The organism is Rhizobium sp. MHM7A (assembly GCF_005862215.1).
Taxonomy (GTDB): Bacteria; Pseudomonadota; Alphaproteobacteria; order Rhizobiales; family Rhizobiaceae; genus Rhizobium; species Rhizobium bangladeshense.
Genome location: NZ_VCHT01000002.1, coordinates 580,262 through 595,041, shown reverse-complemented (window position 1 = coordinate 595,041; position 14,780 = coordinate 580,262). Strand labels below are relative to the sequence as shown.

Here is a 14,780-nt window from a genome sequence, read left to right as displayed (position 1 = left end):
ATCAGTTCGAGCCGTAGATGCCCGAGAAGGTCTTCAGATCCTGGTCGGTATTCTTCAGGGCTTCGGCCGCCTTGATCGGCAGAACCTTGATGGTATCCCGCGCCGGGAAACCTTCCGGCAGCTTCATGCCGTTGCGGGCCGGGATGTAGCCGAGCTTGAGGAAGCCTTCCTGGCCCTTTTCAGAGAGCACGTAATCGACGAACTTCTTGGCGGCCTCGGCATTCTTGCTGCTGGCGAGGATGCCGACCGGCTCGGTGACGGCGGAAACGCCTTCGCTCGGGAAGACGAACTCGACCGGCGCCCCCTTGGCCTTCTCGCGGATCGGCAGATAGTCGACGACCATGCCGTAGGCCTTCTCACCCAAGGCGACCGACTTCAGCACGGCACCGTTGCCGCCGGCAGCGATCGCGCCGTTTTCCGCGAGCGCCTTGTAATAGTCCCAGCCGAGGCCGGGAACGGCGGCAAGCGTCTGCGCGTGGATGAGCGCCGCGCCCGAAGCGAGCGGGCTCGGCATGGTGACTAGGCCCTTGGCCTCCGGCTTGGTCAGGTCCTTCCAGCTCGTCGGCTTCATCGCAGCTGAGGTGTTGTACATGATGCCGGTGGTGATCAGCTTGGTGGAATAATAATAACCGTCGGCATCATAGAGACGGGCGTCGTATTGCGCAGCTTCCGGCGACTTATAGGCAAGCAGCTTGCGCTCTTCCTTCAGACGCTCCAGCGTTACCATGTCAGCGATCAGGAGAAGATCGGCGACCGGGTTACCAGCCTGGATCTCGGCCTGCAGCTTGGCGATGATCTTCGGCGTGCCGTCGCGCACCCAGTCGACCTTGATATCGGGATTGGCGGCCATGAAGCCATCGACCGTCGCCTGCGCGTCTTCATTCGGCTGGCTGGTGTAGAGCACGAGGTTTGCGGCAAAAGCCGGAACGGCAAGCAGGCTCGCGGCAAGAAGGGCAGCGGCGGAAACGATCGTCTTCATGGGAGGGTCCTCGGGATTGCGTCACCCTCCCTTATTAGCGGTCGTTGACAGAGATGTGACAGGGCAGCCGCTGGTCCGCATGCTACGCCACGACATTTTTATCGACCGGTCGCGACCTCACCAGGGCTGCTGCGTCGGCATCACGAAAACCTCGGCGATATCCATGCGCGCCGGCGCCTGCAGCGCGAAGAGCACCGTCTCGGCGATGTCGTCGGCTTGCAGGAACTCCATCTGCTCCTTCAGCGCTTCCATCTGCTTGCGATAGTTGCCGTCGGAAATGTGTTCGAAGAGTTCCGATTCCACCGCGCCTGGCTGTACACAAGTCACGCGGATGTTGTGCTTCTTCGAAAGCTCTAGGCGCATGCCTTCCGAGATCGCCGTCACAGCATGCTTGGTGGCGCAATAGACGGCAAGACCCGGAAAGACCTTCCGGCCGGCAATTGACGAGGTATTGACGACATGTCCGGACCTCTGCCTGATCATATACGGCAGAACCGCAGCAGTCGTGTTCAGCAGCCCCTTGATGTTGACGTCGACCATGCGATGCCACTCCTCGGTTTTCAGCACCTCCAGATCCGAGATCGGCATCAGGCCGGCATTGTTGAAGAGGATGTCGATCGAGCCAAATGTGTCCGCGAGCTTTTCCGCGCCCGCCGTGACCGATGCCTGATCGATGACGTCCATTTCGACAGCGACGGCCTGGCCGCCATTTGTGACGATCTGCCGCTGGATCTCAGAGAGCCGGTCGAGCCGGCGGGCGGCCAGGCCGATCTTGGCTCCTGCCTTTGCGAGCCTCAGGGCGGTGGCAGCGCCAATACCGCTCGATGCACCGGTGACGAGAGCAACCTTACCTTCAATAGACATGTTCGCTTCCTTTTATATAGCCGCTCCGAACACGGAGCCGGTCTGTGTTGACGGAAGACAATCTAGGAAAGGCAGCCGGCGTTCTCGCTCGGGTCTTTGCGGTCGATGTCGCGATCTTGCGACAAACGTCAGCCGCCGCGATATTCCGATGGGGTGACGCCGACGACTTTGCGGAAGACGGTGGCGAAATGGCTGGGGCTGGAATAGCCGACGTCGAGGCCGATTTCGATGACGCTCCGGTCGGTTTCGCGAAGCAGCCTTCGCGCCTCCGCCATTCGCATCCGGATGAAATATTCCGAGGGCGAATATCCCGTCGATTGTTTGAAGACACGGCTGAAATGAAAGGGACTGAGCCCGACTTCGGCGGCGAGCGCTTCCAGGCTGAAAGCCTCGCCGATGCTCTTTCCCATGAGATCGATCACTCGACGAAGCTTGAATGCCGGTAAAGCAGCCCGGCGTTGCGATGGCATTTCCACATCGGCATAGCAACGCACCAGATGAACGGCGAGCGCCTGAGCGGCCCCCTGGACGAAAGTTTCGCTCGGCTGGCTCGCCTCGGTCAGTTCGCTGAGGATCAACTCGAGCAGATGATTGATCAGCGGGTCCCGCCCCGCCGATACGTCGCGCAGGCTAAGCCGGTCATGACTGATGGATAGAACCTCCTCAGCGGCCGCTTCGATCAGCGGCAGACCGAGATAGACATGCATCACCCGGAAGGGCTCTTCGGAATCAGAAGTCCAGCGCATCTCATATGGCGTCGCCGAGTTGGTGAGATAGAAGTCACCTTTATCGGCGCGGGCGGCCTGCCATTCGCCGGCGAATTCGCGCTCCTCTATTACAGCGGAGCCGGAAATGATCCAGACCAACAAGGGTTCGGCAACGGCGGGAACGATCAGCCCGTCCTCTCGTCCGCTGTGCGACAGCAGATGCACGAGCACGTTCTTCCATGCGGGCCCCTCGCTTCGCGAGAGAAGCCGGCCATGGATGTGGTCTTTAAGATTGTCGGCAGAGGTTCTGAGCATCCCGTCATTCTGCGGGAAGGTCGGCGATCTTTTCAAGCGCCCTAATCGACCTCGCGCCGCAGGAGCCGCCGGGAGCGGTCGGGCCACAGCACCTCCGCGCTGTGGCCTTGCGAGAGACGTTATTTTGCAGCCTCTTCGATGAGCTCCGCAACCTTCTGCGGCTGCGAGACCATCACGACGTGGGACGCGCCCTCGACCACGATGGTTCGCTTGGACCCTGCCCGCTCGGCCATGAAGTCCAGGGCCGCGGCCGGGATATTCTTGTCGCCGGTGCCGTAGACAAACCACGACGGCAGCTTCTTCCAGGCCGGCTCGCCGGATTTGTCGGTCAGCGCGGCCTCGGTGACCGGGCGCTGGCCGGCCGCCATCAGCGCCGCCTGTTCGGCCGGCACGTCGCTGGCGAACTGATCATGGAACTTTGCCTGGTCGATATAGAGATCAACGCCGCCGGTGCTAAGCTTTACCGGGGCTGCCAGCGCTCCGCTCAGCGTACCGCCCGGAAACTTGCCGGCGAGATCGGCAACCGATTCCCCGGCCTCCGGCGCGAAGGCCGCGACATAGACGAGCGACTTGACATTGTCATGGCCGTTGGCGGCGGTCGAGATCACCTGGCCTCCATAGGAATGGCCGACGAGGACCACGGGGCCGGCAATGCTGCCGACGACGTCGGAGACATAGGCAGCGTCATTGGCAACGCTGCGCAGCGGATTGGCGGCGGCCACGACCGGGAAGCCGTCCTTGCGCAGGATTTCAACGACGCCGTTCCAGCTGGACGAATCGGCAAAGGCGCCATGGACGAGGACGACGGTCGGCTTGGCCGGCTGGGCAACGGCAGCACCGGAGAACAGAGCGCCCGCCAGGGCGACGGCAGCAGCAAACTTGAACATTGGTCATTTCCTTTCGTCGGTTGAGTGTCAGAGGAGCCGAAGCGGGGTTGATGTGCTTTTCGGCTCTTAGGTTTGCCATTTAATTTGTAAGCAATTTCTTTGTACACGATCTATCTAGGCCATCCCTTCCGACGCGTCAATAGCTTGCAAACAGATCGCGCACAAATTATATTGAAGCCAAAGGAGAGCGTGATGAAAGACACCATATCGAATGATCTCGCCGCCGTGCCACAGATCGATGAAATGCTCTGCTTTTCAATCTATTCGGCCGGCCACGCCTTCAACCAGCTTTACCGTCCCCTGCTCGACGAATTGGATCTCACCTATCCGCAATTCCTCGTCATGACAGCTCTGTGGGCGCGTGACGATCGCACGGTGAAGGATCTCGGCGAGACGCTTTTCCTCGATTCCAGCACCCTCACCCCGCTGCTGAAGCGGCTGGAAAATGTCGGCCTCGTCACCCGCAACCGAAACCCTGCCGATGAGCGCCAGGTGCTTCTGCGCCTGACGAAGAAGGGACAGGCCCTCAAGAGCCGTGCCGGCCATGTGTTCGACTGCATCGGCAAGGCCGTCGGACTCGACGCCGAAACCGTGAACAAAATCCGCGATACAATCGCGTCGCTCCGCGACAACATTCACAAGAAGAACATGGACGAGAGCTGACGCGAGGCTCCACACGCCGGGCCGCCCCCACGCCGGAACGATTTCCGTCGACAAGCCGATCACATATTGTACGATCTGCCGCGCCCCAGCCCCGCGCAATTGATCTTAGCCTAGGGCGCCCGCAATCTCGCCGCCCCTCACGCAGGCGTGAACACGCCGCCATTGTGATTCTATCGCGTTGAGGTACGTCGATCCCGTTTCGATGAAGGAGGAGTTTCAATGGAATATCGTCTGCTCGGCCGTTCCGGCCTGAAGATTTCGACTGTGACCATGGGCACGATGACTTTCGGCGGCGTCGGCTGGGCGAAGATGGTCGGCGATCTCGGCGTCGCCGAGGCGAAGAAGATGATCGACATCTGCATCGACGCCGGCGTCAACCTGATCGACACCGCCAACGTCTATTCCTCAGGCGAATGCGAAAAAATCATCGGCGAGGCCCTCGCGGGAAAGCGGCCGCAGGGCGTGCTGCTCGCCACTAAGGCCCGGTTCGGCATGGGCGAAGGCCCAAACGACCGCGGCCTGTCGCGCTACCACCTGATCCGCGAATGCGAGGCAAGCCTGAAGCGCCTGAAGACCGATGTCATCGACCTTTACCAGGTGCATGAATGGGACGGCCAGACGCCTCTCGAAGAGACGATGGAGGCGCTTGATACCCTGATCCGGCACGGCAAGGTGCGTTATGTCGGCTGCTCGAACTATTCCGGCTGGCACATCATGAAGGCGCTCGGCATTGCCAACGAGCACCGCTACCAGCGCTTCGTAAGCCAGCAGATCCATTACACGCTGGAAGCGCGCGATGCCGAATACGAACTGCTGCCGATCTCGGTCGACCAGGGTCTCGGCGTGCTGGTCTGGAGCCCACTCGCCGGCGGCCTGCTTTCCGGCAAGCATCGCCGCAACCAGGCCGCGCCCGAAGGCACGCGCCAGTTCGCCGGCTGGACCGAACCGCCGATCCGCGACGAAAACCGCCTCTGGAACATCGTCGAGACGCTGGTGGCGATCGGCGACGAGCGCGGCGTTTCGGCCGCTCAAGTGGCGCTTGCCTGGCTGATCGGCCGCAAGGCCGTCACCTCCGTCATCATCGGCGGGCGCACCGAAGCCCAGTTCCGCGACAACATCGCCGCCGCCGAGCTGAAGCTGACGGATGAAGAGCGCAAGCGGCTCGACGCCGTCAGCCTGCCGCCGGTGATCTATCCCTACTGGCATCAGCTGAACACGGCGAGCGACAGGTTCGGCGAAGCCGATCTCGAGCTTTTCGGCTCGCATCTCCAGCAATAGGATAGAAGATCAAGCACGACGCGGTGAAAGACAGCGTCACAAAAGATGCGCTTTCACCGTGTTAGTCTGCGGGCCCGCCACTCCCGCGAGGCTCTCCATGCTGAAGAATTACAAGGTCTTGAAAGGCACCGCAAGCGCGCTCGCCCTTGACGACGACAACGATCCCCATATCGAGATCCGCATCGAGGCGAACGGCGTCAGCTATCGCATCGCGCTGAACGTCCGCTCCAAAATGTCGCCGCACGACCTGCTTTACGCCAATATCGTCGATTTCACGCATGCGACGCTGACGGAGGCGCTCGAAGCCCTGCCGATGGGCCTGACCGACATCCGCAGAGACCGGCCTGAGCTCGCGATCGATTATGTCCGCGGCGGGATGATCGAGCGCGAGGATATGGACGTCGCGCCCTTCCAGCTCTCCGGCCCGAAGAACGACCTGCGCGAATTCATCGAGCCGATCGTCGAGGAAGGCATTGCCAATCCCGATATCCATTTCTACGCCTTCGGCGAAGCCTGGGGACCGGAGCACAACAAGCCCGACCAATATTTCGATTTCGAGCCGGGCAACGGTATCCACGACATCCACATGAACCAGGGTGACGGCGGCAGCTTCAAGGCCACCAATGGCCCGAACCAGGACGGGGCGCTGCTCGTCCACTTTACCGAAACCGACGAATGGGCGGCGATCTTCCTCTGCTTCCAGTCGCAGAACTGGAACACCGATGCGGAGACCGGTCATCCGGTTTCGGAAAACCGCGGCGGTCAGGGTCGCGGCGAAGGCACGCGCCGGCCGCAGCCGATCGTCGCCTCGTCGCTGCGCATTATCGCCGCGCTGATCAACCCGGTGAACGGCGAAGGCGGCATCGAGAATGAGACGGTGACGATCATCAACCGCTCCGATATATCTGTATCGCTCGACGGCTGGAAGTTGAAGGACGAAAACGGCCGGACGCAGACGCTGTCTGGAAGGCTTGCCGCAGGCGAGATCCGCACCTTTGCGCTCGACGCCGAAGCCGGCGGCCCGCAGCTCGCCAACCGCGGCGGCGACATCATCCTGCTCAACACCGACGGAGCAGTCGCCGACCGCGTCGGCTACGGCAAGAGCGAGACGGCCAACGAGGGCTGGACGACGATTTTTTGATTGGTGTTCCGGCTGGCGGTTTGCCATGCGTGGCAGGGGGAGGATAAACCGCGTACCCCTTCCCGCTGAGAAAAGAAGACGAAAGTGCCTCCCTCTCCTCTCCTGTGTACGTCGCAGGAAATGAAGAATGAGAGGGCGTGCCGTGCAGCTCCCTGATCTGCCTGCCGGCATCTTCTCCCCGCCGGGGAGAAGGGGAATCGTGGCAACGTCTCGTTTCCCAGAAACGTCAGCAGTGGCGAGAGAAGTAAACGGCTTGCTCCCTCTTCTCCCCCGCCGCACGGCACACGGTTATCGTTGCACTCACTCCAACACTCACCCGCCAATCTCGTCAGCAACCAACTTCCCCAACCGGCTGATGCCATCCTCGATCATCTGCTCGTTGGCGCAGGAGAAGCTGACGCGGAAGGTGTTGGCGCCGGAGCCGTCGGCGAAGAAGGCCTTGCCGGGCACAAAAGCGACCTTGGCGCTCTCGAGCGATTTCGCCAGCAGCTTGGCGCCGTCCATGCTCTCCGGCAGCGTGATCCAGATGAACATGCCGCCCTCCGGCTTCGTCCAACTGATGCCCTTCGGCATATATTTCTGAAGCGCCGCCAGCATGCAGTCGCGGCGCCCGATATAGGCGGCCTTGATCTTTGCGACCTGCGCATCGAAACCGCGCTCGGCGACCTGTGTGATGGCGATCTGGTTGATCGTCGAGGAATGCAGGTCGGCCGCCTGCTTCATCAGCACCAGCTTGCGGATGACGGGCGCACTGGCGACGATGAAGCCGACGCGCAGGCCGGGCGCGAGAGTCTTGGAGAAGCTGCCGCAATAGATCGTGCGCGTATCGTTGATATGGCCCCTCTCGGCGATTTCGAGCGCCAGGATCGGCGGGATCGGATCGCCGTCGTAACGCAGCGACTGATAGGCTGCATCCTCGATGACGGCGACATCGAGCTCTTCGGCAAGCGCTAGCACCCGCTTGCGGCCGGCGAGATCGACGGTTTCGCCTGTGGGATTGGAGAAATCGGCGGAGAGATAGGCAAACTTCACTTTGCCGCCAGCAGCGGCCGCGGCGACGCGATAGGATTCGGGCGTCCGGTTGCCGTTCGGCGCCAACTGGTCGTAGGCCGGTTCATAGGCGTTGAAGGCCTGCAGGGCGCCAAGATAGGTCGGCCAGGTCACGAGCGCGGTATCATTGGGCGACAGGAAGAGTTTGCCGAGATAATCGAGCCCCTGCTGCGAGCCGGAGACGATGAAGACATTGTCGAGTTCGCAGGGAATACCGAGCGCCGCCATCTGCCTGGCCAGCCATTCGCGCAAAGGCTTGTAACCTTCGCTCAGCGAATATTGCAGCGCCGAGTTGACCGCAGCACCCGAGAAAATATCTGCATAAGCCCGCTGGAATTCCTCGGCCGGAAACAGCGCCGGATCCGGTATGCCGCCGGCGAACGAAATGATGTCAGGCCGGTCGAGAAGCTTCAGAAGCTCACGGATCTCGGATGCGCGCATGCGCGATGAGCGCGACGCAAACATGGTTTCCCAGTTCAGCATGGGGTTTCCTCGTATTTTCTATTGCCGCCAGCACATCACGCCGCGTATTTTATGTCAACATTACTGACCTATTTTCTTGTCACAGTGACAAGTTCCGCGCCTTGTATTCGAAACTATCGGCAACCGAAATAGCCATCGCAGTGAAAGCGTTCGATCATCGACCGAAATCCGGCGCCTTTTTCGGATCTCCGGTGCGTCCTCCACCGATAAAAAGACTATCTCGAATGTGACCCAAGCGCTCGACGAGAAAGGACAACAGTTCTATCACGATGTGGGAGATGGTAATCCGACATCAGGGACAGTTGAAACCGGCATGAGCGGGCGGCACCGAATTCAATGGCGAAACTGACGATCGCGCTTCCGGATAATCTGGCGGAATATGTCGCGCGCCGTGTCGCAAGCGGCAGATATAGCAGCGCCGGGGCGTTCCTGGCCGAGCTCGTCCTTAAAGACCAGAACCATCGCAAACTTGACGACGAGGAACTGCGTGACCTGCTGAGGCAGGCCGAGGAGAGCGGCATCAGCGACCGGCGCATTCCCGAGATCCTGTTGGAAACGAAGGCGAAGCTGCGTGACAACCACCTATAGGCTGACCCGGACGGCCGACGCCGTGCTGTCAGGCATTGACCAATATGCCAGCCTGCATTTTGGCGAATCGCAGGCGGACGCCTATCTTCTCGACTGGGACCGGATTTTCATACTTCTATCGCGCGTGCCCTCCATGGGCGACGAGTGCGACGACCTCGGCAACGGGCTTCGCCGCCTCCTCCACATGCGCCACGTCGCCTTCTACAGGGAAATACCTGACGGCATCCTCGTCATCGACATCATCGGTGCCGACCGGCTTGCCGAAAGACATCTCCAATCTAACCGAAGATCCGGACCGGCCGCACCACATGCCCCATGACAGCACCTCCGCCTTCTATGACAATAACGCAGAGATATACGCCAGCCGCGCGCGCAGCCTGCCGAAACAGAAGCTCGACGCTTTTCTTGCCCGACTTGCGCCCGGCGCCGCTATTCTCGAACTTGGCTGCGGCGGCGGCCATGACAGCGCCTACATGCTCTCTCAAGGCTTCAACGTGACGCCAACCGACGGCTCGCCTGAACTCGCAAAACAGGCCGAGGCGCGGATCGGTAGGCAAGTTAAGGTCATGCTGTTCGAAGATCTTAACGCCGAAGCCGCTTTCGACGGCGTCTGGGCCGAGGCAAGCCTTCTCCATGTTCCGAGGTCGGACCTGCCTGACGTCTTCGCCCGCATCCGTCGCACGCTCAGAACCGACGGCATCCTCCACGCAAGCTTCAAGGCGGGAGAAGCCGAAGGTCACGACGGCTTCGGGCGCTATTACAACTATCCCTCCGCCGATTGGCTCTCGACGCTTCTGACGGCGGGCGACTGGCGCAACCTCGCCGTCGAGGAAAGCGACGGCGGCGGATACGACGGCAAGCCAACTCGCTGGCTCACCGTGAGTGCGCAACGATAAAGGTCGCAGCTTCGCCCCGCGTTCGGCGAGAGTCTTGGCGCCGTCGCGATTTCAGGCGAAAACGCCGGCCTCCTTCCTTCGTGTCCCAATGCCCGAGAGAAGAATAGAGAACACCTGCTCATCGCGGGCGTTGGTTCCCGGGCGTTTCAAGTGGACCGAGAATGGAGAATTTCGCACACGATTGCCGGATTTTTCTTCTCCAGCGGGAACCGAAAACCATCGAGAGGGTTCGACCACAATCTGACGAACCCGGCTAAAGCTGAACATGCCGCAGGTATCTCAAAAGCGGACGAAGATTGGACGGGGAGATACCGAAGATCTCTTATTGACCACCTGTCTGCCTGGATGGATCGCCCGTTCTCTCGCCAGAAGTGGAATTCACCGAATGAGCCAATTGGTAGACATGAAGAACGCTGAACTCCTGCAGCTCGCAGGGATCGGCCCCCGCTCCGTCGAGCAGATACGCTCGGCAATTAGAAAATTCAAACGTAACCGAACACACAACTCGTCGGCGCAGTCGAAGGAATGATCGACGTTGCGGATCGGAGTACGGAATGAACGAGAAGGCTCGACTGGAAAGCGACATCGCAGCCCTGAGGCCATGGTTTCACAATCTGCGAATTAGAGGGGTTCAGACCGCGCCGGATCATTTCCTTGGCGACTACCCGTCCTTCAAATGGGCCCACTTTCAGCAGGTTGTGCCTGAAGATCTCCGGGGGTGCAGCGTTCTGGACATCGGCTGCAACGCAGGGTTCTACTCGCTTGAAATGAAAAGAAGAAATGCCGGGCGGGTCGTGGGAATCGATTCCGACCCGCATTATCTCAGGCAGGCCGAGTTCGCAGCCAGACAGACAGGTGAGGATATCGAGTTCAAGCTGATGTCCGTGTACGAGGTGGAAAAACTCAGGGAGAGATTTGACCTCGTCCTTTTCATGGGCGTCCTTTATCACCTGCGGCATCCGCTGCTGGCACTTGACCTGCTGCATGAGCATGTTGTCGGCGGCCAGATGCTGTTTCAATGCATGCAGCGGGGTGAAGAGGAAGTCCCGGCGCTTGGCGAAAATTACGACTTCTTCAACGCGGCAATCTTCGAGCAGCGCGGCTTTCCGAAAGTCTATTTCGTGGAAGAACGTTACGCCGGCGATCCATCCAACTGGTTCATTCCGAATAAGGCGGCTGTCGAAGCGATGCTGAGAAGCGCTGGGTTTGTCATTCGTGCTAATCCGGAACGGGAGGTCTATCTCGTGGAACTTGGAACACGCCACCCGATGGCGGAACCGCCTCCGTCACTTTGCTGACAAATTCCCGATCAGACCGCTTCCCGAAGTCAGGGTCGTATCAATTGAGGCAGGCGGTCCAGGTAACGTTTGATGGTGCTTTCAATCCGCTCCGTCTCGGCACCATCGACACTGACCCTGGCCTGCGACCACAGACCTATCTGAAAACCGAGATAACATGCCTCAAAAAGCTTGAGCACATCGTCGCGCAAATCGCAGCCCCCTTCCCCCCCGACGATATAGGCAAGACGGTCGCGCTCCTTGCTCGAGAGTTCGAATTCCACGCAAGCACCCACGACGTCCCAGGCAATGTCCTGGCACCCAATCAGATCATGGGCCGCATTATGGTCGAGTGCGTCCGTCTTCATGATGCGCCCGCTGGTGGTGGTCAGCCATTCCCATGGGTGAAGCCGGTTGTCGGTATCGACCCGTCGCAATCGTCCGGACAGGCGCTCGGGCGTGCCTATCATGCGCCTCAATTTTTCTGCTGTGTCCGATCCTGCCGCTTCCGCAATATTGAAAATAGCCATTTCGGAAAGCTTCTGGATCGAGGCTCCGCCGTTTCGTGCCGGCAGGTGACGGGCACGAAAACCGAGATAACGCCCGAGGTGATCGACGATGTCGCGCCTGCTTGCACCGCTATGGCCGAGAGGCGTTCCATCCAGCCATTCGTCGATGATAAATCCGTAACAGGTGCCGACAATCTTCGGAATGAAGCCGGCATCGCTCAGCAAAGAGCCTCTTCTTGCCTTCTCCACGTCGCTCCCGCAAAGCCCGGCAAACTTGACCTGCCAAGCACCCCTTTCGCCTTCCATTAGGAACTTCCGCTTTTCCATCTGCATATAGCTCGGCGGCCAATGTGAAGGATCGCGATACCGAACCCCGCGCCATGCGCCACCGGACAGGTCGCGCCAGGACGATTGCGTAACTCCGACAACATCGGCGGCCCATGTATGCAGACGATGTCTTGGGTTCCGAGCCCTGAGGATAAGATCGTCGAAGCTGACGACATGGCGTGGCCGATCTCGCCAACGGGTCCGATGCGTCTCGCTTGCATGCGGGCCCGGCTCACCTGTGTGGCTCGGGAAAAAATGAAGCCGATCATGCGCCACACCGTTAGCCTGCAACCAGTCACCTACGCAGCCGAACGAACTCCCGGATAGACCCGGCCCTTCATCGACAATGGCAAAATCGGTTTCAGGGTCTGCAAGCATGCGCCGGGACAAAGCCGGTGTGACGCGCACGTGCCGCTCGAAGGGGTGGCCAGTTGGCCGCAGCGAATAGGCAGGCCCGGCACCCAAGGCTGCGGAAACCAGGGCCGCGAGTCCGGTCCCGATGCTTCGTACCCCGATGACGACTGTATTAGGCGTCAAATTCGAGATCGACGCCGCCTCGATATAGCTCTCGGGATACAAAGCATAAAAGGCGTAGCCCTCTGCACGCTTCATCCGCACCGGATCGGCGCTGGTGAGTGATGCGAGTTTGGCTGTCCAATCCTCTGGAAAGGACAAACTGCCGGCAAATCCGTTTCGCCACGATTGCATGATCTCCCGTGCCTGCATTCGCAGAAGTTTCGCGCCCGCGTCCTGAAGCTCGGACAGATCGTCCGCGCCTATTTTCCCGAATTCCTGATCAGCCAGTCCCTGAACCAATTCTCCAGTCAGAATGAACGCTCGAACCAGGGTTTCGTGGCGCTGCCGGCTAGGCTGCATTTCGATGCAGGCCATCATCATTCTTGAAATCGATGCGCGCACTGCTGCTGCGCTCTCGATGTGTTCGACATCACCATAGACCAGCATCCGGTCCTCCTTCTTGCCACAATGCCTGAGCTGGTTTGCTCATCGTCAGACGCGGTCGAAAAAAACGGGAAGGCCGGGAACCGTTGCAGTTCCCGCTTGTTAGCTTTGTAGATGCCTCAGCAAGCAGCCCCTGGAGGGAACCATGCGTTCAAAATCCATTCGCGTTGGATTGGTGGGAGTTGGCAATTGCGCTTCGTCATTGGTTCAAGGACTTACCTACTATGATAACGTGCGGGAAAACGAGCCGGTTCCAGGCCTCATGCACATTGAACTCGGTGGATATCACGTGCGCGATATTGAAATATCCTCCGCCTTCGATGTCGCGGCTTCAAAGGTAGGGCGTGATGTCGCGGAAGCGATCTACGCCGAGCCAAACAACACACAGCGTTTCGCGGATGTCGCCCCGATTGGAGTCGAGGTTAAACGCGGCAGGACGATGGATGGGATAGGGAGGTATCTTCAGGATCGGATCGAGGAATCTCCGGAGCCCCCAACGGACGTAACCGAAATCCTCAGGCAAACCAAGACCGAAGTGCTGGTTTCCTATCTTCCGGTTGGCTCGGAAGAAGCAACGAAATGGTACGCCGAACAGGCACTGGCGGCAGGTTGCGCGTTTATCAATTGCATTCCGGTATTCATAGCCTCCAAACCGGAATGGCAGCAGAAGTTTGCTGCTCGAAAGCTGCCGATCATCGGCGACGATATCAAGAGCCAGGTGGGCGCAACGATCGTCCACAGAATGCTCGTCAATCTCTTCCGCGACCGGGGCGTCCGTGTGGATCGCACCTATCAGCTCAATTTCGGCGGAAACACCGATTTCCTCAATATGCTGGAGCGGGAGCGGTTGGAATCAAAGAAAATCTCCAAGACCCAGTCGGTCACCAGCCAATTGGATATTCCGCTTCCTGCCGACGATGTACATGTCGGACCAAGTGACCATGTCCCATGGCTCACCGACCGGAAATGGGCTTATATTCGTCTGGAGGGCACTACCTTCGGGGGCGTGCCGCTCAATGCCGAGCTCAAGCTTGAAGTATGGGACTCCCCCAATTCCGCCGGCGTTGTCATCGATGCAATACGCTGCGCGAAACTGGCCCTCGACCGAGGCGTGGGCGGAGCCCTGACAGGGCCGTCGAGCTATTTCATGAAATCGCCCCCACAACAATTCACCGATTACGAGGCCCGTCGCCGAACGCAGGATTTCATCGATGACCAGGAGGATGTTCTGCGCGGAGCCGCGGAATGACGGCAACGTTCTTCCTGATACGTCACGCCGCGCACGACAATGTCGGGAGTTTCCTGGCGGGCCGCACAGCTGGAGTTTCGCTTGGCGAAGCCGGCCGCTCGCAAGTTCAGCGGCTCGGGCAGAGGCTGCGCCGCGAGGACATCAATGAGATCTACACCAGCCCGCGCGAACGAACACGGGAGACGGCAGTCGGTATAGCATCAGCCTGTGGCCTGTCTCTGCCGCAATCAGACGATGCTTTGGACGAAGTGAATTTCGGAAACTGGTCCGGAAAGACCTTCGACGTTCTCAATGACGATCCCCTGTGGCGCCGCTGGAACACCACACGCAGCCTCACCCGCACGCCCGGAGGCGAGACGATGCTGGACGTCCAGGCTCGGATTTTCGGCCTTATAGAGACTTTGGCCGGCCGCGGCAACGATAGGCGCATTGCGCTGGTGTCTCATGCCGATGTCATCAAGGCGGCCGTGAGTCATGTTCTGGGACTGCCGATCGATGCCTGGCCGAGATTTGATATCGCGCCCGCCTCCGTCACAACGTTTGTAGTCGGCGACTGGGGCGCCAAAATGATCACGCTCAACGAAGTGACCTTATAACCCGTTCGTTA

At 59.8% G+C, this 14,780-nt stretch carries 16 protein-coding genes; 10 read left to right on the top strand and 6 right to left on the bottom strand.

Annotated elements, in window-relative coordinates:
* Position 1 precedes the first annotated feature (1 nt).
* From FFR93_RS11065 to FFR93_RS11050, 4 genes are all read right to left on the bottom strand, one after another.
* Positions 2-979: an ABC transporter substrate-binding protein gene (locus tag FFR93_RS11065; protein ID WP_138393239.1), complete on the bottom strand. Its 978-nt coding sequence runs from the start codon at positions 977-979 to the stop codon at positions 2-4.
* A 117-nt stretch (positions 980-1,096) separates the two neighbouring features.
* Entirely contained in the window at positions 1,097-1,843 is a 747-nt protein-coding gene (locus FFR93_RS11060; protein WP_138393238.1) for an SDR family oxidoreductase, read from the bottom strand.
* 128 nt (positions 1,844-1,971) lie between these two features.
* Positions 1,972-2,865: an AraC family transcriptional regulator gene (locus FFR93_RS11055; protein ID WP_064705484.1), complete on the bottom strand. Its 894-nt coding sequence runs from the start codon at positions 2,863-2,865 to the stop codon at positions 1,972-1,974.
* Between the two features lie 119 nt (positions 2,866-2,984).
* Positions 2,985-3,752, bottom strand: a complete 768-nt coding sequence (locus FFR93_RS11050; RefSeq protein WP_138393237.1) for an alpha/beta hydrolase — start codon at positions 3,750-3,752, stop codon at positions 2,985-2,987.
* Positions 3,753-3,944: 192 nt separating this feature from the next.
* On the opposite strand from FFR93_RS11050, the gene FFR93_RS11045 reads away from it, so the two are divergent.
* The 3 genes from FFR93_RS11045 (at position 3,945) to FFR93_RS11035 (ending at position 6,834) form a co-directional block, all read left to right on the top strand.
* Positions 3,945-4,415 carry a MarR family transcriptional regulator gene (locus tag FFR93_RS11045; protein ID WP_138393236.1) on the top strand — a complete coding sequence of 157 codons (471 nt, stop codon included), beginning with the start codon at positions 3,945-3,947 and terminating at the stop codon, positions 4,413-4,415.
* Between the two features lie 219 nt (positions 4,416-4,634).
* Entirely contained in the window at positions 4,635-5,693 is a 1,059-nt protein-coding gene (locus tag FFR93_RS11040; RefSeq protein ID WP_138393235.1) for an aldo/keto reductase, read from the top strand.
* 97 nt (positions 5,694-5,790) lie between these two features.
* Entirely contained in the window at positions 5,791-6,834 is a 1,044-nt protein-coding gene (locus FFR93_RS11035) for a DUF2278 family protein (RefSeq protein ID WP_138393234.1), read from the top strand.
* Positions 6,835-7,146: 312 nt separating this feature from the next.
* Here FFR93_RS11035 and FFR93_RS11030 read toward each other — a convergent pair whose 3' ends face one another.
* Positions 7,147-8,367, bottom strand: a complete 1,221-nt coding sequence (locus tag FFR93_RS11030; RefSeq protein ID WP_138393233.1) for a PLP-dependent aminotransferase family protein — start codon at positions 8,365-8,367, stop codon at positions 7,147-7,149.
* A 336-nt stretch (positions 8,368-8,703) separates the two neighbouring features.
* Here FFR93_RS11030 and FFR93_RS11025 point away from each other — a divergent pair, with 336 nt between their 5' ends.
* From FFR93_RS11025 to FFR93_RS11005, 5 genes are all read left to right on the top strand, one after another.
* On the top strand, positions 8,704-8,955 hold the full coding sequence (locus tag FFR93_RS11025; protein WP_064711598.1) for a type II toxin-antitoxin system ParD family antitoxin: 252 nt from the start codon (positions 8,704-8,706) through the stop codon (positions 8,953-8,955).
* Complete coding sequence (locus tag FFR93_RS11020; protein ID WP_064705491.1) at positions 8,939-9,274, top strand: type II toxin-antitoxin system RelE/ParE family toxin; 336 nt, start codon at positions 8,939-8,941, stop codon at positions 9,272-9,274. Before FFR93_RS11025 ends, FFR93_RS11020 begins: the two co-directional genes overlap by 17 nt.
* Entirely contained in the window at positions 9,264-9,851 is a 588-nt protein-coding gene (locus FFR93_RS11015; protein ID WP_138393232.1) for a class I SAM-dependent methyltransferase, read from the top strand. The genes FFR93_RS11020 and FFR93_RS11015 overlap by 11 nt, the downstream gene beginning before the upstream one ends.
* Positions 9,852-10,116: 265 nt before the next feature.
* Positions 10,117-10,380 (top strand): DNA-directed RNA polymerase subunit alpha C-terminal domain-containing protein, encoded by a 264-nt coding sequence (locus FFR93_RS41895; RefSeq protein WP_138393231.1) that lies wholly within the window; start codon positions 10,117-10,119, stop codon positions 10,378-10,380.
* Positions 10,381-10,405: 25 nt separating this feature from the next.
* Positions 10,406-11,149 carry a TIGR04290 family methyltransferase gene (locus FFR93_RS11005; RefSeq protein WP_138393230.1) on the top strand — a complete coding sequence of 248 codons (744 nt, stop codon included), beginning with the start codon at positions 10,406-10,408 and terminating at the stop codon, positions 11,147-11,149.
* Positions 11,150-11,178: 29 nt separating this feature from the next.
* On the opposite strand, the gene FFR93_RS11000 is transcribed toward FFR93_RS11005, so the two are convergent.
* Complete coding sequence (locus FFR93_RS11000) at positions 11,179-12,927, bottom strand: hypothetical protein (RefSeq protein WP_138393229.1); 1,749 nt, start codon at positions 12,925-12,927, stop codon at positions 11,179-11,181.
* Between the two features lie 142 nt (positions 12,928-13,069).
* Between FFR93_RS11000 and FFR93_RS10995 the strand changes: the two genes are divergently transcribed.
* Together FFR93_RS10995 and FFR93_RS10990 are read left to right on the top strand one after the other, a co-directional pair.
* A complete protein-coding gene (locus FFR93_RS10995; protein WP_064705494.1) occupies positions 13,070-14,173 on the top strand; it encodes an inositol-3-phosphate synthase in 1,104 nt (367 codons plus the stop codon).
* Positions 14,170-14,769: a histidine phosphatase family protein gene (locus tag FFR93_RS10990; protein ID WP_064705495.1), complete on the top strand. Its 600-nt coding sequence runs from the start codon at positions 14,170-14,172 to the stop codon at positions 14,767-14,769. The genes FFR93_RS10995 and FFR93_RS10990 overlap by 4 nt, the downstream gene beginning before the upstream one ends.
* Positions 14,770-14,780: the final 11 nt, after the last annotated feature.

Bases quoted from the DNA above. Each gene is read 5' to 3' on its own strand.
- FFR93_RS11000 (WP_138393229.1), bottom strand. From the start codon at position 12,927: ATGCTGGTCTATGGTGATGTCGAACACATCGAGAGCGCAGCAGCAGTG.
- FFR93_RS11025 (WP_064711598.1), top strand. From the start codon at position 8,704: ATGGCGAAACTGACGATCGCGCTTCCGGATAATCTGGCGGAATATGTC.
- FFR93_RS10990 (WP_064705495.1), top strand. From the start codon at position 14,170: ATGACGGCAACGTTCTTCCTGATACGTCACGCCGCGCACGACAATGTC.
- FFR93_RS11050 (WP_138393237.1), bottom strand. From the start codon at position 3,752: ATGTTCAAGTTTGCTGCTGCCGTCGCCCTGGCGGGCGCTCTGTTCTCC.
- FFR93_RS11035 (WP_138393234.1), top strand. From the start codon at position 5,791: ATGCTGAAGAATTACAAGGTCTTGAAAGGCACCGCAAGCGCGCTCGCC.
- FFR93_RS41895 (WP_138393231.1), top strand. From the start codon at position 10,117: ATGCCGCAGGTATCTCAAAAGCGGACGAAGATTGGACGGGGAGATACC.
- FFR93_RS11065 (WP_138393239.1), bottom strand. From the start codon at position 979: ATGAAGACGATCGTTTCCGCCGCTGCCCTTCTTGCCGCGAGCCTGCTT.
- FFR93_RS11030 (WP_138393233.1), bottom strand. From the start codon at position 8,367: ATGCTGAACTGGGAAACCATGTTTGCGTCGCGCTCATCGCGCATGCGC.
- FFR93_RS11045 (WP_138393236.1), top strand. From the start codon at position 3,945: ATGAAAGACACCATATCGAATGATCTCGCCGCCGTGCCACAGATCGAT.
- FFR93_RS11005 (WP_138393230.1), top strand. From the start codon at position 10,406: ATGAACGAGAAGGCTCGACTGGAAAGCGACATCGCAGCCCTGAGGCCA.
- FFR93_RS11060 (WP_138393238.1), bottom strand. From the start codon at position 1,843: ATGTCTATTGAAGGTAAGGTTGCTCTCGTCACCGGTGCATCGAGCGGT.
- FFR93_RS11015 (WP_138393232.1), top strand. From the start codon at position 9,264: ATGCCCCATGACAGCACCTCCGCCTTCTATGACAATAACGCAGAGATA.
- FFR93_RS10995 (WP_064705494.1), top strand. From the start codon at position 13,070: ATGCGTTCAAAATCCATTCGCGTTGGATTGGTGGGAGTTGGCAATTGC.
- FFR93_RS11040 (WP_138393235.1), top strand. From the start codon at position 4,635: ATGGAATATCGTCTGCTCGGCCGTTCCGGCCTGAAGATTTCGACTGTG.
- FFR93_RS11055 (WP_064705484.1), bottom strand. From the start codon at position 2,865: ATGCTCAGAACCTCTGCCGACAATCTTAAAGACCACATCCATGGCCGG.